Genomic DNA, 26,362 nt, shown 5'->3' on the forward strand with positions numbered 1-26,362 from the left:
TCGTGTGCATGATGACGAATGGCTGACCTGTGCGCATGACCCGTTCGGATCGCAACGAAGCGACCACGCGGCCCCGCCTCACCGGCGAAAAGCTCACCACCCAGGAGTTCTCCCGGCTCGCCGGCCACGTCGGCGGCTATCCCTATGTGAAGATCGTGTTCGACCGTGCCGAGTCGGTGCTCCACTTCATCGACAGTTCCGACGGCACTCTCCACGTCCGCTACATCGCGTGCGAGATCCTCGGCATGTCGCTCGACGAACTGGCCCGCGGGCTCGATTCGTTCAATGACGACGTCTACCGGAATCCCGACCGCCGCTTCTATCTCGGCACCCTCGCCCTGCACACCCGACGCAGCACGGCGGACCGTCCAGCAGGAGAAGAAGCCGAAGCCGCAGCAGCCGCGGGCGACGGCGAAAGGGACGAGGACTTCCTGTCCTTGGAGACCGTCGACGTCGACACCATGTCCCAGGACATGCTGCGCTTCTTCTACCACCGGGTGCGCGACCACATCGACCCGTCGCTGCCCCTGCTCCTCAAGCCGGCCAACCACCGCCAGGAGGAGTACGTCGCCGGGATTCCGGAGGGCGAGATACCGCGCGTCCTCTCCCACGAGCTCTACTCCACGGCCTCCTTCGTCCCGCTGAACCCCGGGCAGGCCCACGGGCGACTGCGGGTGTTCCGCTCGGAGGCCGAGTACCGGGCCGACCCGGAGCCGCTGGCGTGGCACGACATCGTGGTGATGCCCAGGGTGCCCGAGGACGTCCCCCGGGTGTCGGGCATCATCCACACCGAGCACACCACCCCGCTCTCCCACATCAACGTGATGGCCACCGGGTGGGGGATCCCCAACGCCGTCGGCACCGAAGCCCTCGACCGGATCGACCGGGCGGGACTGGCCGGACGGTGGGTCCGCTACCGGGTCGACGCCGACGGCTCCGACCTTCACCTCGAACAGCTCGAAGCCGCGCAGTCGCACCCCGACGCCGCCGGGCCCACACCGCCCGCCGAACTCGTCGTCGTGGACCGGCCCGACCGCACGCCCACCCCGATCACCGCCCTGTCCGGTCTGCGCGCGGGCGACCACGTCCGGTTCGGCACCAAGGCCGCCAACCTCGGCGAACTCACCTACCTGCTGCAGCACGGCTCACCGCGCTGGCTCGGCTTCTACCGCGTCCCCCGGCCGCCCCGGGACAACCTGCTGCGCTACCTGGCCCGGCAGCTGGGCCTCCCCGAGGACGCGGACGAGGTCGAACTGGCCGACGCCGCACAGCGCCTGGTGAAGGAGTACGCCCAGGTGCCGCGCGGGATCGTGCTGCCGTTCTCCCTCCAACAGCGCTTCCTCGACTCCTCGCCGGAGCTGCGCGGCGCCCTCGACCGACTCGACTCCGCTCTGTCGAGCGGAACTTCGGCGAGCGCAGCGGCTCCGGGCCCGGCGGAGACCTCGCTGATCGCGGAGCTCTGCCGCGAAGCCCAGCGGCTGATCCGCACCACCCCGGTGCCCGACCCGATCCGCACCGAGCTCGACCGGGCGCTCGACCGGCACCTGTACGGCGCGGCCGTCGTGGTCGTGCGCAGTTCGTCCAACGCCGAGGACCTGCCCGGTTTCTCCGCCGCCGGACTCTACGAGTCGGTGGCGCACGTCAGTGGCACCGACGCGGTCCTCGACGCGGTCCGGGAGGTCTGGGCCTCGCTGCTCTCGCCCCGCGCCGTCCTGCTGCGGCAGCAGGCGGGCATCCCCCTGGACCACTGCGGCATGGCCGTGATCGTCCAGGAGCAGGTCGGTGCCACCGTCGGCGGCGTCCTGGTCACCTGCAACCCGCTGAACCCGCAGGACTTCCGCAGCGTCTACCTCAACATCTCGCCCCGCTCGGTGACCGAGGTGGTCTCCGGCCAGGGCGCCCCGCTCCAGTACCTGTGCAACACCATGGAGGGCGGCAGCCGCACGCTCTCGCTGGGCACCGCCACCGCCGACCTGGACGCCGCCACCAAGGACCTCGTCGGCCGGCTGGCCCTGATCAGCCGACTGCTGCAGTCCCACTTCGCGCCCGACGGGAACGACGACGCCCCGGTCGACATCGAGTGGGCCATCGAGGACGACCGGGTCAGCCTGCTGCAGCTGCGCCCCTTCCGCACCGGCGCCCGCTGACCCGCCTCCGGCCCCGCCAGCCAGCCTCCGGCACCGCCGGACGACGCGGCCGAGCGTGACGCTCGCCGCGCACGCCTGCGACATCGGCCACCCCCGACGTCGCCGCGGTCGCCCGACCCAATGAACTTCCGTCAGGAGAAACAACGTTGAACAAGATCCTGTACGTCTACGTCAAGGGCGGCGCCCCGCTGGAGTACGCCTTCCCGCGGATCGCCGCATGCGGGGAGCTGCATGTGCTCGCGCTGGCGCCGCTGCCCACGACCGCGCAGGACGGGTGGCGGCCGAGCTGCACCAGCATCGAGCTGGTGGCCGAGGCGCCGCGCGGTGACGAACTGGTCGAGCTGATCGTGGAGTACGCGAAGGCCATCGGGGCCGACGCGGTGCTCACGCTCTCGGAGTTCGCGGTGCTGGCCGTCGCGCACGCCGCGAGCCGGCTCGGCCTGGCCGGGGCCGGGGAGGGCATCGTCCGCGCGAGGGACAAGCGGCTGATGCGCGAGGCGTGGGCCGCCGCCGGGGTGCCGGTGCCCGGTTTCCGCCGGGTCGACAGACTCGCGGACCTGGACGCCGCGCTGGCCGAGTTCACGCCCCCGCTGCTGCTCAAGCCGGCCTGGGGCGCCGGTTCGGTCGCCCAGATCGTGCTGGAGTCGGCCGCGGACGCCGCCCCGGCGTGGGCCGAGATCGAGCGCGGCCTCCAGGCGGGCAGCCGGGTCGGCATGAACGAGCTCTACGCCGCGGACACCGACCGGGACCGGCTGGTCGAGGAGATCGCCCAGGGTTCCACCGAGGGCTGGTACCAGGAGCCCGGCTACGGCGACTACGTGAGCGTCGAGGGCATCGTCGCGGACGGCGTCTACCGCCCGCTGGCCATCACCGCCAAACTGCCGACCGTACCGTCCTTCGTCGAGGTGGCCAGCACGTCGCCCTCCGTCATGGCCGTGCCGTTGCAGCGCCGGATCGAGGAGGTGTCGCGGCAGGCCGTCGACGCGCTCGGCCTGGAGAACTGCGGCACCCACACCGAGCTCAAGCTGATGGAGGACGGCGAGCTGGTGGTGATCGAGACCGCGGCCCGGTTCGGCGGCCTGCTGACGACCCGGCAGGTCCACGAGGTGTTCGGCGTCGACCCGATCGGCATGTTGGTCCGGCAGTTGCTGGGCGAGCGGGTCGACTACCCGGAGGCCATGCTCACCCACGGGGCGCGGGCCGCCGCATCGGTGGCCGTCGTCCCCGCCGACGCCTCCGGACGGCCCTGGCGGACCAGGCCGGTCTGGAACCCGCAGGCCGTGGACTGGCAGAGCCTGCTCTCCCCGGGCAGCACCATCGAGGCCGTACCCGCCTTCGCCATGCCCGCCGGACAGCCGGTGCCCGCCTTCGACCCCAACGCGGGATCGCGCAACTGGCTCGGGGTCTACCTGCTGAGCGCCGTCGACGCCGCCACCCTGCAGCGCGACTGCAACGCGGTGCTGAACGGCCTGGAAGCCGCCCTGCACCGCGCCGCCGGCTGATCCCCTCTTTCGACTACCGAGGTACTTCGATGCGTGTACTGTTCGCCGGCGCACCCGGCGTCGGCCACCTCTTCCCGCTGGTCCCGCTGGCCAGAGCGATGCGTGAACTCGGCCACGAGGTCACGGTGGCCTCGATGGACGGCGGCGAAGCGGTCGCCGCGTCCGGGCTGCCGTACGTGCCGCTCGCCCCGGGAGTGGACTGGCGCCGGGAGATCCGGGAGGCCGGCCGCACCAAGCGGCCCGACCTGATGCAACGGGTGGTCGAGACCAACGCCGCCGACCGCGAGGCCTTCGTCCCACTGGCCGCCCACGTCAACGCCACGGTCGCCGACGCGGCCGTCGACCTCGCCGCCCGGTGGCGGCCGGACCTGGTGGTGTACGAGTACCTGTTCCCGGTGGCCCTGCTCGCGGCGGCCAGCCTCGGCGTGCCCGCCGTCCAGCACGACCTCGGTTTCGTCCGTACGCCGAAACTGCGCGAACTGATGCTCACGGAGATGGCGGAGACCTTCGCCCGGCACGGGATCGACCGGCTGCCCGAACCGGCCGACACCATCGACCTCGCACCGCCGAGCATGGCCGGGGGAACGCTGTACGGTTCCCCGATGCGGCCCGTCGCCTACAACGGCGAAGGCGAACTCCCCGAGCCCCTGACCGCACCCGCCCACCGACCCCGCGTGGCCGTGACCCTGGGCACCGTACCGCCCAAGACCGACGGCCTGACCAGGATCGAACGGGTCATCACGGCCGCCGCCGGCCTCGACGCCGACTTCGTCCTGGCAACCGGCGAACTCGACCTCGCCACCCTCGGCACCCTGCCCGGCAACGTCCACCCGTACGGCTGGGTGCCGTGGCGCGCCCTGCTCGACACCTGCGCGGCCGCCATCCACCACGGCGGCAGCGGCACCGCCCTGGCCGCCCTGGACGCGGGCATCCCGCAACTCGCCCTCCCCGACGGCTCCGACCGCTTCATCAACGCCCACGCGGTGCGCGACCGAGGAGCCGGCCTCAGCGCGGGCGCCGAGGACATCGGCCCCGCCCTGCTGGACCGCCTGCTCACCGACACCGACCTCGCCGGGACCGCCCGCGAGGTCGGCACCGAGATCGCGGCGATGCCGGGCCCGGCCGCGCTGGCGACCCGGCTCACCGGGCTTGCCGGTACTCCGGGCTGAGCTAGCGCGGCGGGCCCGGCGGCACCTCCCCGGCACCTCCCGGGCCCGGCACGAGAACCGGGCCGGGGGCGTGCCCCGGTGGTGCCCGGTCAGCGCCCTGCCGGTGACGTGCAGGTGGTGTCAGCGGGCTGTCCGCGTCCTGAAGGTGTCCGGCCCGAGCCTGGTGCACGGCAGCGCAACCGCGTCGCCCTGCTCGGCGACGCCGGGTACTGCTGCTCGCCGTTCACCGGCCAGGGCACCAGCGTCGCCCTGACCGCCGCCTACGTCCTGGCCGGCGAACTGCACGCCGCCGACGGCGACCACCGGACCGCCTTCCCCGCCTACGAGCGGCGGCTGCGCGACCACGTGGCGACCAACCAGGCCATCCTCGAACTGACCGCAGGCCTCCACGGCGGCGACACCGCACCCGCGCCCCAGGCGGACGGCGAACAGCTCGGCGCCGAGGGCGTCCCGGGATTCGACCGGCCGGGGCCGGAGATGGCGGAGGCCTTCCGCGCCGCCACCGTCTTCGACCTGCCCGACTACTGACGGCCGGTCGGCAGCCCACCGCGCACCTCGGACGTCGCCTCAGGCGCGCACCTCAGGCGCGCACCTCGGCCGGCTCGGGCACCACCTCGAGCGCCCCGGTCGGCGCCGTCGGCGGGCGCAGGGCCAGGGTCAGCACCGCCAGCCCCGCGAAGATGCCCGCCGCGACGAACCCGGTGGTGTGCAGTCCGGCGGTGAAGGCCTCCCGCGCGGTGTGCAGCAGGGCGGCGCCCTGCTCGGTCGGCAGGTGGGGCGCGGTGGCGAGGGCGGCGGGCAGGGAGTCCGAGGTGCCGTGGGTGTGGGCGCAGTAGACGGTGGCGGCGAGGGTGCCGAGGAGGGCGAACCCGAGGGAGCCGCCGAGGTAGTTGCCGGTTTCGGACATCGAGGCGGCCGAGCCGGCGCGCTCGGGTGGGACGGAGCCCACGACCAGGCCGGTGCCGAGGGCGAGGACGGTGATGCCGGTGATCACCAGCGGGAGCGCGTCGGGGCCGTCCGTGAAGGCGGTGAGCAGGGCGCCCGCCCCGGACAGTGCGAGGCCGCCGGCGATCACGGTGGTCTGCGGCAGCCGGCGGGCCAGGGCCGGGGCGACGGCTCGGACCACGCCCACCGGGGACCTGGTCCCGCTGGACGAGCAGGACCGGACGGCCTGGGACCGCGCCCTGATCGAGGAGGGCGTGGCGCTCGTCAAGGCGGCGCTGGCCGGCCCGGAGCTCGGCCCGTACCAGCTGCAGGCCGCCATCGCCGCCACCCACGCCGACGCGGCCGCCGCCGAGGACACCGACTGGCGGCAGGTGCACGCCCTCTACCTGATCCTGGAACGGATCGCACCCAATCCGATGGTCACCCTCAACCGGGCCGTCGCCCTGGCCGAGACGGAGGGCCCGCAGGCCGGGCTGGCCTTGCTCGCCACCCTGGACGCCGACGCCCGGATGGCCGGACACCACCGCCTGCTGTCCGTCCGGGCGCGCCTGCTGGAGAAGGCCGGCGACCCGGCCGGGGCGTACGACCACTACCGGCGCGCCGCCAGGGCCACGGCCGGCCTCGCCGAGCAGCGCTACCTGGAGGCCCGGGCGGCGAGGGTGCGACCGGCCGGCGGACCGACGGCATGAGGCCTCGCGCCGCCGGACTGCCCGCCACCGGACTTCCCACCGCCGGACTTCCCACCGCCGGGAGGCGCGTCGGGGTCAGAGCCCGAGCGCGTCGGCCGTCTGCTCCGCCGTCCAGGCGAAGTAGTCGCCCGTCGGGTCGAGCGAGCCGACCAGGTGGCCGTGGAGCTCGAAGCCGATGAGGCCGACGAGCTGGATCCAGGCCGACACGGCGCGGGCGAGGACGTGGGGCGGGAGTTCGGGCGCCAGGGCGGCGGCGAGCCGGGTCAGCTGCTCGGGCAGGGCGCCCTGCGGCCGGGGGCCGGGCGGGGTGGGCCGCAGGGGGGCGTCGCGGACCACGCCGAGCAGGGCGAGGGGCAGCCGGGCGGCCGGTTCGACGGTGGTCTGGGGCGCCGCGTAGCCGGGCACGGGGGTGCCGAAGACGAGCGAGTACTCGTGCGGGTTGGCGCGGGCCCAGTCGCGGGTGGCCGTCCACAGGGCGCACCAGCGGTCGCGCGGGGTGCCCTTCGCCGCTCCGGCGAGGGCCCGGTCGGCGGCGTCGCCGAGCTCGTTGTAGGCGTCGATGATCAGCGCGGTCAGCAGCTCGTCGCGACCGGCGAAGTAGCGGTAGAGCGCGGAGGAGGCCATGCCCAGCTCGCGGGCGACGGCCCGCAGGGACAGCTGCTGGGCGCCGACGGAGGCGAGCTGGCGGCGTGCTTCGTGCTTGATCTCGCGGGTGAGTTCCTCGCGGGCCCGTTCGCGGGCGGTCCGGATCGCTGGCATGGGGCCAGCCTGCCACATTCCGGAGCGGTGCACACAAGTGAGAGCACTGCTCTTGCTTCGCTCGCCCGCCGGTGCCATGCTGGACGTGTCGAAGCGAGAGCAGTGCTCTCGAATGGAAGCGCCAGTCACGGAATCGAGGCAGTCCGATGTCCAGCACCGAGAACCCGCACCCCCACGCGAACCCCGCCACCCGCCTGGTGATGCCCACCACCCGTCTCGGCCTCGCCACCGGCAGGCTGCTCAACGGCATGGTCGCCGGCCTCACCAAGGCCGGCATCAGCCTCTGGGGCTCCCGGATCCTCGCCGTCCGGGGCCGCAAGAGCGGCGAGTGGCGCACCAACCCCGTCAACCTGCTCACCCACGACGGCGAGCGCTACCTGGTCGCCCCGCGCGGCCACACCCAGTGGGTGCGCAACCTCCGGGCGGCCGGCAGCGGCGAACTGCGCGTCGGCCGCCGCACCGAGGCCTTCCACGCCGTCGAACTCCCGGACGCCGACAAGCCCGAGGTGCTGCGCGAGTACCTGCGCCGTTGGAAGTGGGAGGTCGGCTACTTCTTCGACGGAATCGGCCCGGACGCCCCGGCCGAGGACCTGCTCCGCGTCGCCCCGGGGTACCCGGTCTTCCGCATCACCCGCAGCTGAGCCCCCAGCCACCCCGAGCGCCCCCCCGGCGCGCAGCGTCCGCCGCGCACCCGGCAGGGGGCGGCCCGGGGTGTCAGGCCCAGGGGTCCGTGAAGGAGCGGCCCGGGACGGGCTTGGCGATCAGGGCGATGGCGGTGAAGAAGTTGACCTGGCCGATGGCGATCATCAGGGTGGCGAGCTCCTTCTCGCCGTAGTGCTCGGCGGCTTCGGCGTACAGCGCGTCGGGGACGCGCTCGCCGTGCGGGTTCGGCTGGAGGGCGGCGTCGGTCAGGGCGAGCGCGGCGCGCTCGGGGGCGGTGAAGTACGGCGAGTCCGGCCAGGAGGACACCGAGGTGATCCGCTCCTCGCTCTCGCCGGCCTTGCGGAGGAAGCCGGTGTGCAGGACGGTCAGGTAGGTGCTGCCGGCGAGCTGGCCGGCGCGCAGCTGGACGAGGCTGATGGTGGTGCGGGGCAACGAGCCGTTGCCGACGGCCCTGAACAGGGCGGCCGAGACCTCGGCGAGTTCGGGGACGAGCGCCACCGGGTCCTGGGTCAGGCGGGGGCGCAGCGGGACCTCGGTGGTGATCGATCGGGTGTTCAACGTCGTGTTCCTCTCCGGATCTGCGGGATCGGGTGATCAGAGTGATCAGGGTGATCAGCGGTGCTGTCACTTCCCCGACGGATCGCGGAGCGGAGGTGTGACACCCCGGTCCGCCCGGGTTTCGAGCGGGCCACGGGCGCAGACGGCCGGCCCGGCGTGGGGCGGCTCAGCGCAGGGTCGCGGGCGTCGGCCCGTCCGGCCGTACGGTGATGCTGTAGGCGGCGCCCGTCGGCTTGGAGCGGAAGGCCAACGTACCGATCGGCAGCAGCAGTTCCAGCAGGGCGGTGGTCTCCCGGACGGCGAACCGGGCGCCCAGGCAGGCGCGGGCGCCGAGGCCGAAGGGGAGGTAGGCGCCGAGGTGGCCGGGGCGCTCCGAGCCCGGGGCGAACCGGGTGGGGTCGAAGCGCTCCGGGTCCGGCCACAGGGCCGGGTCGCGGTGGGTGAGGTACGGGCAGACCAGCACGTCGGTGCCTGCGGCGATGCGGTGGCCGGCGATGACGTCGTCCTCGACGGCGTGCCGGGGGAGCAGCCAGGCCGAGGGGTGGAGCCGCAGGGTCTCGCTGACCAGTGCCTGCGGGTCGGCGGTGCGGGCTTCGGGGTGGCGGTCGAGGAGGTGGGCGACGGGCAACGGGCTGATCCTGCCCTTCGACGCCACCGTCCGGGGCGCCTTCCACCCGGGCTGGGCACCCCCCCGCTCACGGCTGCGCCGCAGTCCGTCCCCCTCGACGGACCGCGGCGTGGCGGCTTCAGCGGGTGTCAGAGCGCCCGGGTCACACCGGCTGCCACAGGGCCGGGACGATCGGCGGCTCCCAGCCGACCTGGGCGGTGTGGCCCTGGAGGCAGCGGTAGCCGACCCCGTTGTAGGTCACGGTGTCGCCCGCCTGGTAGGTGGTGCCGGGCGTCCAGGTGCCGCCGGGGTTGGGCGTCCCGCCGCCCACGACCAGGGAGAAGCTGGTGCTGTGGGTGGCCGTGCCGGTCCCGGTGAGGGTGATGCTGTAGGTGCCGGCCGCGGTGGAGGAGGCGGTCGCGAGGGTGACCGTCGCGGAGCCGCCGGACTGCACCGAGGAGGGGTTGAAGGAGACGGTGACGCCGGCCGGGGCGCCCGTGGCGGTCAGGTTGACCGTCTGGGCCGAGCCGGAGGTGGTGGCGGTGGCGACCGTCGCGGTGGCGGAGTCGCCGGGCTTGACGGTGGCGGTGGCCGGGTTCACGGAGAGGGAGAAGTCGTTGGCGGGCGTGCTGCCGCCGACGGAGGTCTTCCAGATGGTGTAGGCCACGCCGTCGGCGCTGCGGTTGAGCACCGTCGCGTCGACGTTGCCGGTGGTGTCGCAGGACTGGTGGTAGCACGAGTCGTACGAACGGCCCGCGGTGCCGCCCCACTTGGCGGCCTGCGCCGAGGTCTTGGTGTCGCTGGCTCCGGCCGCGTAGCCCGAAGTCGGGATGCCGGCCTGCTGGAAGGAGTAGTCGTCCGAGCGGCCCTCGCCCTCGACGTTCTCCTCCGGCTGGAGGTTGAGCGAGTCCCAGTAGGCCTTCATCGGCGCGGCGGCCGAGGAGGAGATGTTGTTGATGAAGTAGCCGGCGTTGGGAGAGCCGACCATGTCGAAGTTGTAGTACGACTTGATCGCGGAGCGCTGGCTGGAGCCCAGCTGGCCGACGTAGAACTGCGAGCCCTGGAGGCCCTGTTCCTCGCCGGTCCACCAGGCGAACCGGACGTGCCGGGTCAGTGAGGGGTTCTGCTGGGCGAGTACGAGCGCGTTCTCCAGCAGGGTGGCCGAGCCGGAGCCGTTGTCGTTGATGCCGGGGCCGGCGCCGACGCTGTCCAGGTGGGCGCCGAACATGGTGACCTGGTCGGACGGGCCGCCGGGCCAGTCGGCGATCAGGTTGTCGGACTGGTAGGTGCAGGAGGTGCAGGTCTGTTCGCTGACGGTGTAGCCGGCCGCCTGGAGCTTGCCCTTGATGTACGCCACCGACTGGCTGTGACCGGCGCTGCCCGCCCGGCGGTTGCCGCCGTTCTGGTTGGCGACGCCGTTCAGCTGCGACAGGTGCGCCTGGACCTTGGCGACGTCGATGTCGGGCGCGGGCCCGCCGGGGGTGCCTCCGCCGCCGACGGTCAGGGTGTACTGGGCGGTGTGGGTGGCCGGGCCGGCGGTGCCGGTGACGGTGATCACGTACGTCCCGGCAGGCGCTCCCGAGGTGGCGGAGAGCGTCAGCGTGGCGGACGAACCGGTCTGCACCGAGGAGGGGTTGACCGTCGCGGTGACGCCGGCCGGGGCGCCCGAGACGGTCAGGTTGACGGTCTGCGCGGTGCCCGAGGCGAGCGCGGTGCCGACTGTGGCCGTGGTCGAGGAACCGGGCTGGACCGAGCCGGACGCCGGGCCGAGCGACAGCGAGAAGTCGTTGCTGCCGGACGGCGTGCAGGACGGGTCACCGCTCTGCGTGGGCACGCTGACCGCGTCCCAGGCGGCCTTGGCCCGGTTGAAGAAGGTGCAGGACGGGTCCAGGTTCTTCGCCGCCGTCAGGGTGGCGGTGCGGTAGCGCTTGTACGTCATGCCGCTGGTCTTGAGCAGCATGCCGCCGTAGAAGACCCGGCCGGCGTCCTTGATGCCGATGCCGGTGACCGGGGAGTTGTTGCAGGTCGGGCTGGTGGGCTTGCCACCGCCCGGGTTGGAGCCCTCGGCCAGCAGGTAGAACCAGTGGTTCAGCGGGCCGGCCGCCGCGTGCTCCTCGGTCTGCGGGATGGACGAGGAGTAGCAGTTCGGGTCGTTGTTGACCTGCGAGGGGTCGGACATGTTCCGGATCGGCCCGCTGCCGACCAGGTTGATCATCTCGCCGACGGTGTAGTCCGGACTGTCGTACGGCGCGGGCTCGTTGGCGTACGCCTCGGTGAGCGCGCCCATGATGTCGCCGGTGGCCTCGCCCAGGCCGGACTCGTTGTTGGCGCCGCCCGGGGTGTACTGGTCGATGCCGTGGCCGAACTCGTGGCCGACCACGTCGATCGAGGCGATCCACTCGTTGGCCTGGCTGTGGCCGATGGATATCGTGCTGCCGTCCCAGTAGGCGTTGACGTCGTTCAGGCCGACCTTCACCGGCCAGCTGCCGCCGTTGCCGTTGTGCCCGTTGCGGCCGAGCCAGTCGCGGAGCATGTCCCATTCCTTCTGGGCCGCGAACATGGCGTCGCCGCAGCCGGTCTCCTTGCTGGACGGGCTGCCGGTGCCCCAGGAGTCGCCGGACTTGGAGAACACCTGGCCGGTGCTGTAGTCGGAGCAGGACAGGCCCGGCCGGTTCGGGTCGCGCAGCGAGAAGGAGCCGCCCGAGCCGGTGGTGCTGATGGTGACCGGGGCGGGGCCGTTCCACTTGCTGTTGACGGTGCCGGCGCGGACGTCGTCGTAGCTGTCGATCACCTCGCCGGTCGCCGCGTCGACGAAGACGTGCAGCCGGCTCGGCGCGCTGCCCTTGCTGCCGTCGAGCACGGTCTCCCAGGCGAGCCGGCCGCCCGCGCCGTCCTTGACCCGGACGACCAGCCGGCTCGGCTCCACCTTGTCCACGACGGGCAGTTCGGTGCGGGCGGTCCGCTCCGCGCGCTCCGCGCCGACCTGCGGGGTGATCGAGCCGCCGACCGGCCCGGGGGCGGCGGACTGCAGGCCGCGGACCTTGCCCTGCCCGTCGGCGAGGACCACCGCGTCGCCGCCGACCACCGGCAGGCCGCGGTAGCTGCGCTCGTACGCGACGGAGTAGAGGCCGCCGACCCAGGGGGTGACGGCGCGGCGCTCGTAGGTCTCGCCGGGGCCCTTGGCCAGTGCGTCCAGGCCGGCCGCGGCCGCGGCGTCGGCGGCGTTGACGGCGGCGGCCAGGGCGCTCGGCGGCGCGGGGGAGGGGGTGGGCGCGGCGCCGGCCGGCCCCGCTGCGGCGGCGATCAGGCCGGCCAGTACGGTCAGGGTGGCCGCCGTGGTGAGCGACCGGCCGGTGGAAACTCTGCGTTGCATCGAGACTCCTCGCATGTGGGGGTCCTCGACCGCGGACGGCGTGGCTGGTGGCGCACCACCCGGCTGTGCCTGGGGGGCGGCAGTGCGGGCCGTCCGTGCTCGGGTGCCCGAACCCTCACATGGCGTCATGTCCGGGTCAAATGCTTGGTGGGGGCGATGCATAGGGTTGGCAAATTCCGTCAAGCCCGCGCTTCCGCTCCGCGTCAAGCTGCGGTTATCAGCAAGTGGTTGAGACCACCTCATGTACGGGGCCGGTGGCCGTCGAGTACGGTCCTCACCGAAGGAGTCATCGGAGCCGTCGGAGTCGTCGGCGTCACCAGACCCGTCGGAGCCGTCGGAGTCGTCGGAACCACTGGAATCGTCGGCGGACCCCGCGACCGGCCGGGGGCCGACGCACCCGGGGAGGCAGCCGTGGAGCGGAACCGTGTGATCCCTGCGGCGGCTCCGGCCCCGCCGACCGGCCGGGGCCCGGACGCCTGGCGGGAGTTCGGCGCCCGGCTGCGGCACTGGCGGCGACGGGCCGGCCTCACCCAGGCGCAGCTCGGCGCCGCGATCGGCTACGACCACACCGCCGTCAGCAAGATCGAGCACGGCGCCCGGCGGGTCACTCCCCGGATCGCCGACCGGATCGACGAACTCCTCGGTGCAGGCGGCGACTTGAGCGCCGCCTGCCTGCGTGCCGAGGCTGCCGAACTGTGCGCGCTCGACGCCTTCTCGCCCGCGCTGCTCCGGCCCCCGCTGCCAGGCACGGCCCCGGGCGGTCCGACCCCCGCCCTCCCCGCCCCGGCTCGGCTGCCCGACTACGGCCTGCTCTGCCCGCTGCACGGCGCCGAGGGCTGCGACGTCCCGGGCGCCGCCGAACTCGCCGACCTGTACGCCGCGTTCTGCGCCCCCGGGGCGCTCACCGGCCCGGCCGCCGCTCCGCCGCTGGACGCCGCCACCGCGCACGCCCTCACCGGACTGCTCGCCGCCCGCCTGCGCGCCGGCGAGACCGGCGACCGGCCGGCCCTGGCCGCCGCCGTCGAGCGCACCCTGCACGCCGTGCTCGCCCGGCTCGCCACCGCCCCCGCCGCCCGACGAGCCCCGCTCGCCCGGCTGGCGGCCGAGCACGCCCACGCCGCCGGCGCACTGCGCATGCAGGACGGCCGCAACGCCACCGCGATGGCCTGCTACGACCGGGCGCTCACCTGGGCCGGACTGGCCGGGGACCAGGCCACCCAGGTCGGCACGCTCAGCGACATGAGCATCCTGGCCCGGCTGGACGCGGACCCGGAATCCGCGCTCGGCTACGCCCGCGAGATCGACCGGGTCGCCCCCGGCCGGGCCTGGGCCGGCGCCATGGGCGGGATCGGCCGGGCCCGCGCCCACGCGCTGACCGGCGACGTCCGGGCGACCGTCCGGGAGATCGGCGCGGCCCGGGCGCACCTGGACCACATCGGCGTGCAGGACGAGGTCGACGTGCCCTGGCTGTCCATCGCCTCGATGCGGATGCGGGTCGAGTCCGCCGCGGCCGCCGCGCTGCGCGACCTCGCCGCCGCCGGGGACGACCCCCGGCTGGCCCGCCGGGCGCTGAGCGCCACCGAGACCGCGCTGGGCCTGCTCGGCCCGACCCAACTCCCGGCCAGCCGCCTGCTGTTCATCGTCCGGGCGGCCGACTGCCACGCCTGCGCGCACGATCCGTGGACGGCGCTCGAACTCCTCGGCCCCGCCCTGGAGGCGACGCCCGGATCCGCGCTCCCCGCCCTGGTCGCGTACGAGCTGCGCGGCCTGCGCGGCCGGCTCGCGACGCGCGAACCGCGCGCCGCGCACCGACTGGCGGAACTGGCCCGGTCCTGACGGGCGGCGCGGGAGGGGCGCGAGACCGGGCCGGGGGTGGGAGTGGCCGGGCCGTGCTCCGCCAACTCCCACCTCTGACACAAAATGCGCTGCCTTCACGCCGTTCGAACGTCAACTTCGTGCGCGTATCGTCCGCCGATCGGGTCATTCATGGCGTTAACACGTCGAATGACTGCCCCGGCCGGTGCCTCCCGCTAGAGTCTCTGACGTTTCCATTTGTTAGTCCGCGAAGAACGGGGGGCGCGTGCTGTCAGTCATTGCGCGCCGGATCGCCCATCCGCTCCTGCTGCTGGGTGTGCTGTGCATCTCCGTCGCGACCCTGCACTTCCACTGGGCTCCCGACCGGGTCTCGCCAATCGTCCTGATTGCGGTCATCGGGTACCTGGCGGTGCTGGAAAGGGTGATCCCGTACCGGACCGACTGGCATCCGAGTCGCCGTGAACTGGGCTGGTACAGCGCCTACTTCGTCCTCAGCATGATCGGCGGCGCGCTGGCCCAGGGGCTGGTGACGGCGCTGGTGGAGCTGCTCGGCCCGGCTCGCCCGGCGCTGCCCTTCGCGGTGGAGATTCCACTCGCGCTGCTGGTCGGCTCGCTCGGCGACTACCTCGTGCACCGCTGGTCGCACCGCAACCGTTGGCTCTGGCGGCTGCACGGCGTGCACCACGTTCCGGAGAAGGTGAACGTCGCGAACAACGGCGTGAATCATTTCCTGGACGTCTTCGTAGCGCAGTCCGTGGTCCAACTGTCGCTGGCGCTGATGGGATTCTCGGCGGATTCCGTGTTCGTGGTCGGAATATTCGTTCTGGCTCAGGGGTATTTCGTTCACGCGAACATCGATGTCCACCTCGGGCCGCTCGGCCACATCCTCGCCGGCCCGGAACTCCACCGCCTCCACCACAGCACCGACCTCGGCGAAGCCGGCCACTACTCCTCCGACCTCTCGCTGTGGGACCACGTGTTCGGGAGCTTCACCTGGCGGCCCGGCCGAGTGCCCACGGCCGTCGGTCTCACCGACCCGGCCGCGTTCCCCGCCACCGGTGAGCTCGGTGCCACCCTGCTGCACCCCTGGCGCCGGGCGAAGCCCACCGAGCAGTCCGTCTGACGGCCCCCGGCCCGCGCAGCCGCCCGCTCTTGCCCGTGTCCCCGGCGCAACGCCATCACCCTCGGATTGGACCATGACTTCCTCGCCCTTCGCCGTGCCCCGCGAGCCCATCGCGATCACCGGTATCGGCTGCCGCCTGCCGGGACACGCCAACGACCACAGGACCTACTGGCGCAATCTGATCGAGGGCCGGGACTGTCTCACCGACACGCCCGCCGACCGGTACGACACCGGCACCCTGGGCAGCCGGGACCGGGCCAAGCCGGGGCGGCTGATCGGCGGCCGGGGCGGCTACATCGACGGATTCGACACCTTCGACCCGGACTTCTTCGGGATCAGCCCGCGCGAGGCCGAGCACATGGACCCGCAGCAGCGCAAGCTCCTGGAGGTCAGCTGGGAGGCCCTGGAGGACGGCGGCCTGCGCCCCGGCCAACTGGCCGGCCGCGAGGTCGGCGTCTACATGGGCGCCTTCACCCTCGACTGGAAGATCCTGCAGTTCGCCGACCTCGACTTCGGCACCATCGCCGCGCACACCGCCACCGGCACCATGATGACGATGGTGTCCAACCGGATCTCGCACTGCTTCGACTTCCGCGGCCCCAGCATCTCGATCGACACCGCGTGCAGCTCCTCGCTGGTCGCGGTCCACCTCGCCTGCCAGAGCCTGCTCCGCGGCGAGACCGAACTCGCCCTCGCCGGCGGCACGTTGCTGCACATGGCGCCGCAGTACACGATCGCCGAGACCAAGGGCGGCTTCCTCTCCGCGGACGGCCGCTCGCGCGCCTTCGACGCCTCCGCCGACGGCTACGTCCGCGCCGAGGGCGTCGGTGTGGTCGTGCTCAAGCGGCTCTGCGACGCGCGGCGCGACGGTGACCCGGTGCACGCCGTGATCCTCGGCAGCGGCGTCAACCAGGACGGCCGCACCAACGGCATCACCGTCCCCAACGCGGACGCCCAGGTCACCCTGATCGAACGGGTCTGCGCGGAGGCCGGGGTGCTGCCCGGCAGCCTGCAGTACGTCGAGGCGCACGGCACCTCCACCCCGGTCGGCGACCCGATCGAGGCGGCCGCGCTCGGCCGGGTGCTCGGCATCGGCCGCCGCTCCGGGGACCGCTGCTACGTCGGCTCGGTCAAGACGAACATCGGGCACACCGAGGCCGCCGCCGGAGTCGCCGGGCTGATCAAGACCGCGCTCGCCCTCAAACACCGCCGCATCCCGCCGCACCTCAACCTGGAGCACCCCAACCCCGGCATCGACCTGGCCGCGCTGCCCTTCGAGATCCCGACCGAGCCGGTCGACTGGCCCGAGCACAGCGGCCCGGCGCGCGCGGGCGTCAACTCCTTCGGCTTCGGCGGCACCAACGCGCACGTCCTGCTGGAGGAGCCGCCGCGCCCCGAGCCCGCCGAACCGGTGGCGGAGGCGGCCTGCACCGTCCTGCCGCTGAGCGCCAAGGACGCCGCCGGACTGCCCGAACTCGCCGCCGCCGTACGACAGGAGCTCGCCGCCGGCGCCTCACTGACCGACGTCGGCCACACCCTGGCCCACCGCCGCCAGCACCTGCCCGAACGGCTCGCGGTGGCGTACTCCTCCCGGCAGGACCTGGACGAGGCGCTGGCGGCGTACGAACGCGGCGAGGAGCACCCGAGGGTGGTCCAGGGCCGCGCCCGGGAGCGCCGGCAGCGGCGCCTGGCCTGGGTGTTCACCGGCATGGGCCCGCAGTGGTGGGGGATGGGCCGGGGCCTGTACGGGAGCGAGCCGGTCTACCGGGAGGCCGTCCAGGCCGTCGACCGGGAGATCCGCGAGCAGGCCGACTGGTCGCTGCTGGCGGAGTTGGACCGGGACGAGGCCGACTCCAGGATGGCCGAGACCTGGCTGGCCCAGCCCGCCAACTTCGCGGTGCAGGTGGGTCTTTCGGCGCTCTGGCGGAGCCACGGACTGCGCCCCGACGCCGTGGTGGGCCACAGCACCGGTGAGGTCGCGGCCTTCCTCGAGGCCGGGGTGTACGACCTGGCCGACGCCGTCCGGGTGGTGCTGGCCCGCAGCCGGCTCCAGCAGCGGCTGGCCGGCACCGGCACGATGCTCGCGGTCGGCCTGCCCGAGGCGGAGGCGGAGCGGCGGATCCGCCCGTACCGCAGCCAGGTCTCGCTCGGGGCGGTCAACAGCCCGTCCGCGGTGACCCTGGCCGGGGACGCCGAGGCGCTGCGCGAGCTGGCCGGGAAGCTGAAGGTACAGGGTGTGTTCGCCCGCCTCCTGGACGTCGAAGTCCCGTACCACAGCGTGCGGATGGACCCGATCCGGGACGAGCTGGTCGCCACCCTCGCCGCCCTCAAGCCGCAGGAGGCGCGGCTGCCGCTCTACCTGACCGCGCGGGAAGCAGTCGCCAAGGGGCCCGAGCTGGACGGCGGGTACTGGTGGCAGAACGTCCGCAACCCGGTGCGCTTCCGGGCCGCCGTCGAACGGATGGCCGAGGACGGGCACGGCCTGTTCCTGGAGGTCGGCCCGCACCCGGTGCTCGGCCACGCGATCCGCGAGTGCGCGGAGCAGGCGCACACCGTGGCGTCGATCCGCCGCCGCCAGGACGAGACCGAGACCTTCACCTGCAGCCTCGCCGAACTCCACACCCTGGGCGTCGAGTTGAGCTGGGACGCGCTGCACCCGGCCGGCCGCCCGGTGCCGCTGCCGGCGTACCCGTGGCGGCGCGACCGGTACTGGGTGGAGCCCAAGCCGGTCGAGCAGGTCCGGCTCGGGCAGGTCGACCACCCGCTGCTCGGCCGCCGCACGGCCGGCGCCCAGCCCGGCTGGACCACCGCGCTCGACCCCGAGCGGCTGCCCTACCTGACCGACCACCGGATCGAGGGCCAGGTGGTCTTCCCGGCCGCCGGATACCTGGAGATGGCCGCGCAGGCTGTCCGCGCCCTCACCGGCGGCACCGAGGTGGTGCTCGCCGAGGTCGAGCTGAACCGCGCGCTGTTCCTCTCCGAGACCGAGCCCGTCCCCGTCCAGCTCGGCTACGCGCCGGAGGACGCCCGCTTCACCATCGCCTCCACCCCGGCCGGCACCGAGCCGGCCGTCCACGCCTGCGGCCGGGTGCGCACCGGCCAGCGGCGCTCGTACGGCCCCGCGCTGGATGCCGAGCCGGTGCGCGCCCGCGGCCGGCACCTCGACGGGCCGGACTGCTACCGCCGACTGGCCGAGCGCGGCTACGACTACGGGCCCGCCTTCCAGGCCATCGAGGAGGTGTGGACGGGCCCCGGCGAGTCGCTGGCCCGGATCCGGCCGACCGGCCTGCTCGGCCCCGACGCCGCCGACCACCACCTGCACCCGGTCCTGCTGGACGCCTGCTTCCAGACACTGCTCGCCACCACGCTGCACGCGCCCGAGGGCGGCAGCGTCCGGCTGCCGGTCTCCATCGAGGAGGTCCGGCTCGACGCGATCGGCGACCGGCCGCTCTGGGCGCACGCCACCGTCACCCGGGACAGCGGCGAGGAACTCGTCGGCGACATCGCCCTGCACGCCGAGGACGGCACCCCGCTCGGCCGGATCACCGGCTTCCGGGTCGCCGACGTGGCCCAGGCCCCGGCCTCCGTCGGGCTGGCCACCATCGACGGCTGGCTCACCGAACTCGCCTGGGTGGAAGCACCCGAGCCGGCCGCCGACCAGACGCCCGGCGACCTGCTGCTCTTCGCCGACGAGAGCGGCCTCGCCGAGCGGCTGGCCGCACTGGCCGCCGAGCACGGCACCCGCTGCCACCTCGTCCGGCCCGGCGCCGAGTACCGGCACGGTGACGGCCACTCGACCGTCCGGCCCGACTCCGCCGAGGACGTGCGGCGCCTGCTCGCCGACCTCGACCCCGGCTACGGCACCGTCGTCCACCTCTGGAACGTCGACCTGCCCGCGCTGGACGCCACCACCCCCGACCGGCTCGGCGGCCTCGCCACCCTCGGCGCCTACTCCCTGATCGCCCTCGCCCAGGCCCTGCCCGCCGCCCGCCCGGACGGCCGGCTGCACATCGTCACCCGGGGCACCCAGCCCGCCGCCCCCGGCGACCGGGTCGAACCGCTCGGCGGCCCCGCCTGGGGCATCGGACGCGTGCTGTGGCAGCAGGAACTCGTCGCCCAGCGCGGCAGCCTGATCGACCTCGACCCGGCCGTCGCCGCCCGCGAGCAGGCCGAGGCGCTGCTCGCCGAGCTCGCCGCCCGGGACGAGCAGGAGATCGCGCTGCGGGCCGGCGGCCGCCTCACCAGCCGGCTGCGGCAGGCCGAAGGCCTCACCCGGCCGCTGCCGCCCGTCCTGCGCCCCGACGGCAGCTACCTGGTCACCGGGGCCTTCGGTGCCCTCGGCCGGCTGCTCTGCCGCACCCTGGTCCGGCGCGGCGCCCGGCGGCTGATCCTGGTCGGCCGCACCGTCCTGCCCGAGCGCTCCCAGTGGGCGTCCACCGACCCGCAGACCCCCGCCGGGGAGCGGATCGCCTTCCTGCGCGAACTCCAGGCGCTCGGCGCCGAGCCGCTGCTCGCCCCGGTCGACGTCACCGACGAGGCCGCCCTCGCGGCCTGGCTCGCCGGCTACCGCGAGCGCCACCGCCCGCCGATCCGGGGCGTGTTCCACCTCGCCGGGCAGGTCAAGGACACCCTGCTGGCGCAGATGGACCGCGCGGCCTTCGACGCCGGGTACGCCCCCAAGGTGGTCGGCGGCCACCTGCTGCACCGGCTGCTGCGCGACGAACCGATCGACCACTTCGTGCTGTTCGCCTCCGTCGCCTCGCTCCTCACCACCGCCGGGCAGACCAACTACGCGGCGGGCAACGCCTTCCTGGACGCCCTCGCCCACCACCGCCGGGCCGACGGCCTGCCCGCGCTCAGCCTGGACTGGGGCCCCTGGGCCACCGGCATGATCGAGGAACTGGGCCTGGTCGCCCACTACCGCGACGCCCGCGGCATGAGCTCGCTGCCGCCGGACGCCGGCACGGCCGTCCTGGAACGCGTCCTCGGCCAGGACCGCGCCCAGCTGCTCGTCGCCACCGTGGTCGACTGGCCGACCTTCCTCGCCTGGTACCCGGTGCCGCCGCCGCTGGTCGCCGACCTGGCGGCCGGCGCCGCCGAGCAGGCCCCGGCCGAGACCGGCGGCTTCCTGGACGCCTACCGGGCGGCCGACCCGCCGACCAGGCGGGAGCTGGTCACCGAGCGGTTCACCGCCGCCGCGGCCGCCGTCCTGCGGATCGGCGTCGAGCGGATCGACACCGACACCAGACTCGGGGCACACGGCCTCGACTCGCTGCTCGCGATGGAGCTGCGCGCCCGGGTGCACGGCGAACTGGGCGTCGCCCTGCCGGTGGTGGCCCTGCTCAGCAACGGCACCGTCGGTGACCTGGTCGACCTGCTCACCGACGGCCTGACCGAGCGGCTCGCCGCCGACGGCGGCCCGGCGCGGGCCGAGGTCGAACTGCACACCGACGAGTCCCGCTACCCGCTCACCCACAACCAGCAGGCGCTCTGGTTCCTGCGCCAGCTGCACCCGGACGGCTTCGCGTACAACATCGGCGGCGCCGTCGAGGTGCGGGCCGAGCTCGAACCGGAGCTGGTGTTCGCGGCGTTCCGCTTCCTGGTCGCCCGCCACCCCGGGCTGCGCGCCGCGTTCACGGCGGAGGAGGGCCGGCCGGTCCAGCGCATCCGCGCGGAGGTGGTGGCCGACACCGGGCTGTTCGACGTCGAGGGCCGGCCGTGGGAGGAGATCCACGAGCTGATCGTCCGCGAGTACCGGCGGCCGTACGACCTCGCCGAGGACCCGCTCGTCCGGCTGCGCCTGTTCCGGCGCGGACCGGACCGCTGGGTGCTGATGAAGGCCGTCCACCACATCGTCTCGGACGCGATCTCCACCTTCACCTTCATCGAGGAGCTGTTCGAGGTCTACGAGGCGCTACGGCAGGGCCGCACCCCCGAGCTTCCCCCGGTGGCCGCCCGCTACCTCGACTTCCTCAACCACCAGAGCCGCTTCCTGGCCGGGCCCGAGGCGCAGCGGATGCTCGACTACTGGCGCGGCCACCTGCCGGCCGAGATGCCGGTGCTCGCGCTGCCCACCGACAAGCCGCGGCCGGCCGTGCAGACCCACAACGGCGCCTCCGAGTTCTTCCGGCTGGACGACGACCTCACCGCCCGCGTGCACGAACTGGCCCGGGCGAACAACGCCACCCCGTTCATGGTGCTGCTCAGCGCCTACTACCTGCTGCTGCACCGCTGGTCGGGGCAGCCGGACATCGTGGTCGGCAGCCCGGTCACCGGCCGCACCCAGGAGGAGTTCGCCTCCGTCTACGGCTACTTCGTCAACCCGCTGCCGCTGCACGTGAGCCTGGCCGGGGAGCCGACCGTGGCCGACCTGCTGGCCCGGGTGCGGGAGAGCGTGCTCGGCGGGCTGGACAACCAGGAGTACCCGTTCCCGCTGCTGGTCGAGCAGTTGGGGCTGCAGCACGACCCGAGCCGCTCCGCGGTGTTCCAGGCGATGTTCATCCTGCTCACCCACAAGGTCGCCGTGGAGCGCTTCGGATACCGCCTGGAGTACATCGAACTCCCTGAGGAGGAAGGGCAGTTCGACCTGACGCTGTCCGCCTACGAGGACCGTTCGGACGGCTGCTTCCACTGCGTCTTCAAGTACAACTCCGACCTCTTCGAGCCCGCCACCGTGCAGCGGCTGGCCGCGCACTACCGCAACCTGCTGGAGGCCATGACCGGCGCCGCCGAGGACGTGCCGGTCGGGCGGCTGCGGATGCTGGACGCGGCCGAACGGCGCCGGATCCTCACCGGGTTCAGCGGCGTCGAACGCCGGATCGACCACGACACGCCGGTGCCCGAGCTGATCGCCAAGGCCGCCGCCGAACACCCCGAGGCCGTCGCGGTGGTCGCGCCCGGCCGCGACGAGGTCCGGCGCCTGACCTACGGCGAGCTGGACCGACGCTCCCAGCGCACGGCCGCGCGACTGCGCGAACTCGGCGTCGGCGAGGGCTCGGTGGTCGCCGTCTGCCTGGACAAGTCGCCCGAGCTGATCACCACCCTGCTGGGGATCTGGCGGGCCGGCGCCGCCTACCTGCCGCTCGACCCCGGGCACCCGGCCGACCGGCTGACGTTCCAGGTGGCCGACGCGGGAGCCTCGCTGGTCGTGGTCGACGAGCGGAGCCCGATCCCCGCCGAACTCCCCGCCCGGCCGGTCACCCTGGAGGAGCTGGACCTGCCGGCCGGCGCGACCGGGCCGCTGCCCGCCGCGGACCCGCACCGCCCCGCCTACGTGATCCACACCTCGGGCTCCACCGGCCGTCCGAAGGGCGTCCGGGTCGACCACCGCAACCTGGCCGCCGTCACCGCCGGCTGGCGCGCGGAGTACCGGCTGGACACCGAAGCCCGGGTGCACCTGCAGATGGCCGGGACCGCCTTCGACGTGTTCTCCGGCGACCTCGCCCGGGCGCTCGGCACCGGCGGCACCCTCGTCCTCGTCGACCGCGAACTGCTCTTCGACACCGCCCGGCTGTACCGGGTGATGCGCGAGGAATCGGTGGACAGCGGCGAGTTCGTGCCCGCGGTGGCCCGCGCGCTCCTGACCCACTGCGAACGCGACGGCCTGCGGCTGGACTTCCTCCGGCTGCTGATCGTCGGCTCAGACTCCTGGAAGGCCGCCGAGCACCGGCGGCTGCGCGCCCTGTGCGGCGAGCGGACCCGGCTGGTCAACTCCTACGGCCTGACCGAGGCCACCGTCGACAGCACCTACTACGAGGGCGCGGCGGACGGCCTGGAGCCCGGCCGGATGGTGCCGATCGGCCGGCCCTTCCCGAACAGCGCGCTGTACATCCTCGACCCGTACGGCGAGCCCGTGCCGGCCGGGGTGCCCGGCGAACTGTGGATCGGCGGCGCGGGCGTCGCGGCCGGCTACCTGGGCGGCCCGGAGCAGACCGCCCGGCGCTTCACCACCCTGGAACTCGACGGCACGCCCCTGCGGCTCTACCGCACCGGCGACCTCGGGGCCTGGGACACCGAGGGCACCGCGCACCTGCTCGGCCGGATCGACGACCAGGTCAAGGTCCGCGGCCACCGGATCGAGCCCGGCGAGATCGAGGCCCACCTCACCGCCCGGCCCGAACTCGCCCAGGCCTGCGTGACCGTCCGCCAGGACTCCTCGGGCGAGGCGGTGCTGGCCGCGTACGTGGTCCCCGCCGAGGGCGCCGAGCTGGACCGCCGGGAACTGCGCCGCCACCTGGCCGAGCACCTGCCCACCGTGATGATCCCCTCCTACCTCACCGAACTGCCCGTCCTGCCGCTCACCCCGAACGGCAAGGTCGACCTCGCCGCCCTGCCCGAGCCGAAGGCCGACACCGGCGGCGCCCAGCACGAACCGCCCGTCACCCTCTACGAGACCCGGGTCGCCGAGCACTGGCGGAACCTGCTCGGCCTGGACGAAGTCGGTCTCCAGCACGACTTCTTCGAACTCGGCGGCAGCTCCATCCGGCTCATCGAGCTGATCCACCACCTGCAGACCGAGTTCAACATCAGCATCCCCGTCGGCCTGCTGTTCAAGGTCACCACCCTGCACGGCATGGCCCGCACCGTCGAGCAGATCATCACCGGCGAGGTGGCCGGCGGCCAGCCCCACCTCTGGTTCAACCCGGACGTGGCCGAAGACCGCACCGTCTTCTGCTTCCCGCCGGCCGGCGGTCACGGGCTGGTCTACCGGCAGCTCGCCGCGCACCTGCCGGAGCACCGGATCGCCGCCTTCAACTACCTGACCGGCGACGACAAGACCGCCCGCTACGCGGACCTGGTCGAGGAACTGCACCCGGCCGGGCCGTACGTCCTGCTCGGCTACTCGCTCGGCGGCAACCTCGCCTTCGAGGTGGCCAAGGAACTGGAACGGCGCGGCCGAACGGTGGACTCGGTGCTGCTCGTGGACGCCTACCGGGCCGTGGACGCCTTCGACCTCGGCGACGAGCACCTGGCCGTCTTCGAGCGCGAGCTCCACGAACACCTGCACCGCCACACCGGCTCCCGGATCGTCGCCCAGGAAACCCTCGAACAGGCCCGGGACTACCTGGAGTTCTGCAGTCGGACGCCCAACACGGGCACCGTGAACGCCCACCTCGACGTGGTCTGCGAGCGGGAGCGGCTCGACGTGCACGTGGGCGGCGAGGAAGGCTCCTGGCACGGCGCCTCCACCGCCGGCACCGCCGTCTACGCCGGCCACGGCAGCCACGCCGAGATGCTCGACGGCGAGTACGCCGCCCGCAACGCAGAACTGGCGGGCGCCATCCTGGCCGGAGGCACCGTCGATGACCGCGGCTGACCGCGGACCGGACTGGTCCACCAGGGAGCGGGCCCCCGGGGGCCCGCCCCGGGTCATCGTGATCGGGGCCGGCCTGGCCGGCCTCGCCACCGGCTGCTACGCGCAGATGAGCGGCCTGGAGACCCGGATCTTCGAGAAGCACGTGCTGCCCGGCGGCTGCTGCACCGCGTGGTCCCGGCACGGCTACCTGTTCGACTACTGCATCGACTGGCTGATCGGCACGGCCGAGGGCACCGGGGCACACCAGGTGTGGCGTGAACTCGGCGCCCTCGACGGCAAGTCGGTGACCCGCTTCGACACCTTCAACCGGGTCGTCGACGAACACGGCCGCGCCGTCACCTTCTTCGGCGACCCGGACCGGCTGGAACACCACCTGCTGGGCCTCGCACCCGGCGACGCCAAGCCGATCCGGGCCTTCTGCCGGGACCTGCGCCGCTTCGCCGCCATCGACCTGCCCTGGGACCTCACGCCGCCGCCGCTGCGCACCCCGGCGGAGCGGCTGCGCACCCTGCGCACCGTCCTGCCCGCCTTCCGGCTGTTCTGGCGCACCGCGACCACCCCGATGAGCGGCTTCGCCGAGCGCTTCCAGGACCCGCTGCTGCGCCGGGCCTTCCCCAACATGTTCCTGCAGGAGCCGGCGGGCTTCCCGCTGCTGCCCTACCTGTACACGCTGGCCGCCGCGCACAACGGCAACGCCGGCTTCCCGCAGGGCGGTTCGCTGGGCCTGGCCCGATCGGTGGAGGAGCGGTACACCTCGCTCGGCGGGCAGATCGGCTACCGCTGCCGGGTGGAGCGGATCCTGATCGAGGACGGGCGCGCCGTCGGCGTGGAACTGCGCGACGGCACCCGGCACTTCGCCGACCACGTGGTCGCCGCCTGCGACGGCCCGACGGTGCTCGACCGGCTGCTGGAAGGCCGCTACTCCAGCCCCGCCACCGACCGGCTCTACGGCGAACTCCTCGACAAGCCGGGCAACCTGTACCCGGCCGTGGTCTCCGCGTTCGTCGGCATCGACGGCCCGCTGCCGGAGGACGAACCGCACAGCACCACCTACCTGCTGCCGCCCGAGGAGGGCGCCCGGCTGCCCGGCTCGCTGCAGCACAGCCTGGTGGTGCAGATGCGTTCGGCCTACGCGGAGGGCTTCGCGCCGCCCGGCAAGTCGGTGCTGCACTGCACCTACTTCAGCGACTACCGCTCGTGGAAGGAGCTGCGGGTCCGGGACCGCCGGGCGTACCGGGCGCGCAAGCAGGAAGTCGCCGCGTTCGTCCGGGAGTTCCTGGGGCGGACCTACCCGGGGATCGGCCCGCAGATCGAACTGGTCGACGTGGCCTCGCCGGTGACCACCGAACGGTTCACCGGCAACACGTACGGCAGCATCCTCGCCTGGCAGGCCTTCTCGGAGGCCGAGGACGCCGCCAACCGGCTGGTCAACCGGGACCGGATGCGGCTGCCCGGGCTGCGCGGCTTCTCCATGGCCGGGCAGTGGACCTCCCTCGGCGGGCTGATCCGGGCCGCCACCAGCGGGCGCTACGCCGCGCAGTACCTCTGCCGGGAGCTCGGCCGGCCGTTCCGGGCCTGGCCCAGCGACAACCAGGAACCCTGGCACGCGGGCAAGTGGGGCCCCCTGCCGCAACTCGACCGGGCCACCGTGGGAGTACCGGAATGACCACCAGCGAGACCACCGGGGCGGGCGCCG

Annotated in this window: 15 protein-coding genes; 10 read left to right on the top strand and 5 right to left on the bottom strand. The window is 73.7% G+C overall.

Going from position 1 to position 26,362, the window contains the following annotated elements; translation table 11 throughout:
- Positions 1-35 precede the first annotated feature (35 nt).
- The 4 genes from AC0B61_RS08320 to AC0B61_RS08335 all read left to right on the top strand — a co-directional run bounded on the left by AC0B61_RS08320 (position 36) and on the right by AC0B61_RS08335 (position 5,346).
- On the top strand, positions 36-2,147 hold the full coding sequence (locus AC0B61_RS08320) for a PEP/pyruvate-binding domain-containing protein (RefSeq protein WP_471739825.1): 2,112 nt from the start codon (positions 36-38) through the stop codon (positions 2,145-2,147).
- A gap of 146 nt (positions 2,148-2,293) precedes the next feature.
- The gene (locus AC0B61_RS08325) at positions 2,294-3,649 is read left to right on the top strand and encodes an ATP-grasp domain-containing protein (protein ID WP_471739826.1); all 1,356 of its coding nucleotides are present in this window, start codon (positions 2,294-2,296) and stop codon (positions 3,647-3,649) included.
- A 29-nt stretch (positions 3,650-3,678) separates the two neighbouring features.
- Complete coding sequence (locus tag AC0B61_RS08330) at positions 3,679-4,818, top strand: nucleotide disphospho-sugar-binding domain-containing protein (protein ID WP_471739827.1); 1,140 nt, start codon at positions 3,679-3,681, stop codon at positions 4,816-4,818.
- A gap of 117 nt (positions 4,819-4,935) precedes the next feature.
- A complete protein-coding gene (locus tag AC0B61_RS08335; RefSeq protein WP_471739828.1) occupies positions 4,936-5,346 on the top strand; it encodes a hypothetical protein in 411 nt (136 codons plus the stop codon).
- 52 nt (positions 5,347-5,398) lie between these two features.
- Here AC0B61_RS08335 and AC0B61_RS08340 read toward each other — a convergent pair whose 3' ends face one another.
- On the bottom strand, positions 5,399-5,950 hold the full coding sequence (locus tag AC0B61_RS08340; RefSeq protein ID WP_471740113.1) for an MFS transporter: 552 nt from the start codon (positions 5,948-5,950) through the stop codon (positions 5,399-5,401).
- Between the two features lie 67 nt (positions 5,951-6,017).
- Between AC0B61_RS08340 and AC0B61_RS08345 the strand changes: the two genes are divergently transcribed.
- Positions 6,018-6,452 (top strand): hypothetical protein, encoded by a 435-nt coding sequence (locus AC0B61_RS08345; protein ID WP_471740114.1) that lies wholly within the window; start codon positions 6,018-6,020, stop codon positions 6,450-6,452.
- A 75-nt stretch (positions 6,453-6,527) separates the two neighbouring features.
- Here AC0B61_RS08345 and AC0B61_RS08350 read toward each other — a convergent pair whose 3' ends face one another.
- Positions 6,528-7,211, bottom strand: coding sequence for a TetR/AcrR family transcriptional regulator (locus AC0B61_RS08350; protein ID WP_471739829.1), 684 nt, complete (start codon positions 7,209-7,211; stop codon positions 6,528-6,530).
- A 200-nt stretch (positions 7,212-7,411) separates the two neighbouring features.
- Between AC0B61_RS08350 and AC0B61_RS08355 the strand changes: the two genes are divergently transcribed.
- The gene (locus tag AC0B61_RS08355; RefSeq protein ID WP_471740099.1) at positions 7,412-7,852 is read left to right on the top strand and encodes a nitroreductase family deazaflavin-dependent oxidoreductase; all 441 of its coding nucleotides are present in this window, start codon (positions 7,412-7,414) and stop codon (positions 7,850-7,852) included.
- Between the two features lie 73 nt (positions 7,853-7,925).
- On the opposite strand, the gene AC0B61_RS08360 is transcribed toward AC0B61_RS08355, so the two are convergent.
- The 3 genes from AC0B61_RS08360 to AC0B61_RS08370 form a co-directional block, all read right to left on the bottom strand.
- Complete coding sequence (locus AC0B61_RS08360) at positions 7,926-8,432, bottom strand: carboxymuconolactone decarboxylase family protein (protein WP_471739830.1); 507 nt, start codon at positions 8,430-8,432, stop codon at positions 7,926-7,928.
- Between the two features lie 166 nt (positions 8,433-8,598).
- Positions 8,599-9,060: a cytochrome P450 gene (locus AC0B61_RS08365; RefSeq protein ID WP_471739831.1), complete on the bottom strand. Its 462-nt coding sequence runs from the start codon at positions 9,058-9,060 to the stop codon at positions 8,599-8,601.
- A gap of 142 nt (positions 9,061-9,202) precedes the next feature.
- Positions 9,203-12,412 (bottom strand): M28 family peptidase, encoded by a 3,210-nt coding sequence (locus AC0B61_RS08370; protein ID WP_471739832.1) that lies wholly within the window; start codon positions 12,410-12,412, stop codon positions 9,203-9,205.
- Between the two features lie 411 nt (positions 12,413-12,823).
- Here AC0B61_RS08370 and AC0B61_RS08375 point away from each other — a divergent pair, with 411 nt between their 5' ends.
- The 4 genes from AC0B61_RS08375 (at position 12,824) to AC0B61_RS08390 (ending at position 26,332) form a co-directional block, all read left to right on the top strand.
- Complete coding sequence (locus AC0B61_RS08375) at positions 12,824-14,248, top strand: helix-turn-helix domain-containing protein (RefSeq protein WP_471739833.1); 1,425 nt, start codon at positions 12,824-12,826, stop codon at positions 14,246-14,248.
- Between the two features lie 244 nt (positions 14,249-14,492).
- The gene (locus AC0B61_RS08380) at positions 14,493-15,350 is read left to right on the top strand and encodes a sterol desaturase family protein (RefSeq protein ID WP_471739834.1); all 858 of its coding nucleotides are present in this window, start codon (positions 14,493-14,495) and stop codon (positions 15,348-15,350) included.
- A 73-nt stretch (positions 15,351-15,423) separates the two neighbouring features.
- Complete coding sequence (locus AC0B61_RS08385; RefSeq protein ID WP_471739835.1) at positions 15,424-24,666, top strand: non-ribosomal peptide synthetase/type I polyketide synthase; 9,243 nt, start codon at positions 15,424-15,426, stop codon at positions 24,664-24,666.
- Positions 24,653-26,332: a phytoene desaturase family protein gene (locus AC0B61_RS08390; protein ID WP_471739836.1), complete on the top strand. Its 1,680-nt coding sequence runs from the start codon at positions 24,653-24,655 to the stop codon at positions 26,330-26,332. Before AC0B61_RS08385 ends, AC0B61_RS08390 begins: the two co-directional genes overlap by 14 nt.
- Positions 26,333-26,362 lie beyond the last annotated feature (30 nt).

It is taken from the genome of Kitasatospora sp. NPDC023385 (assembly GCF_055664045.1).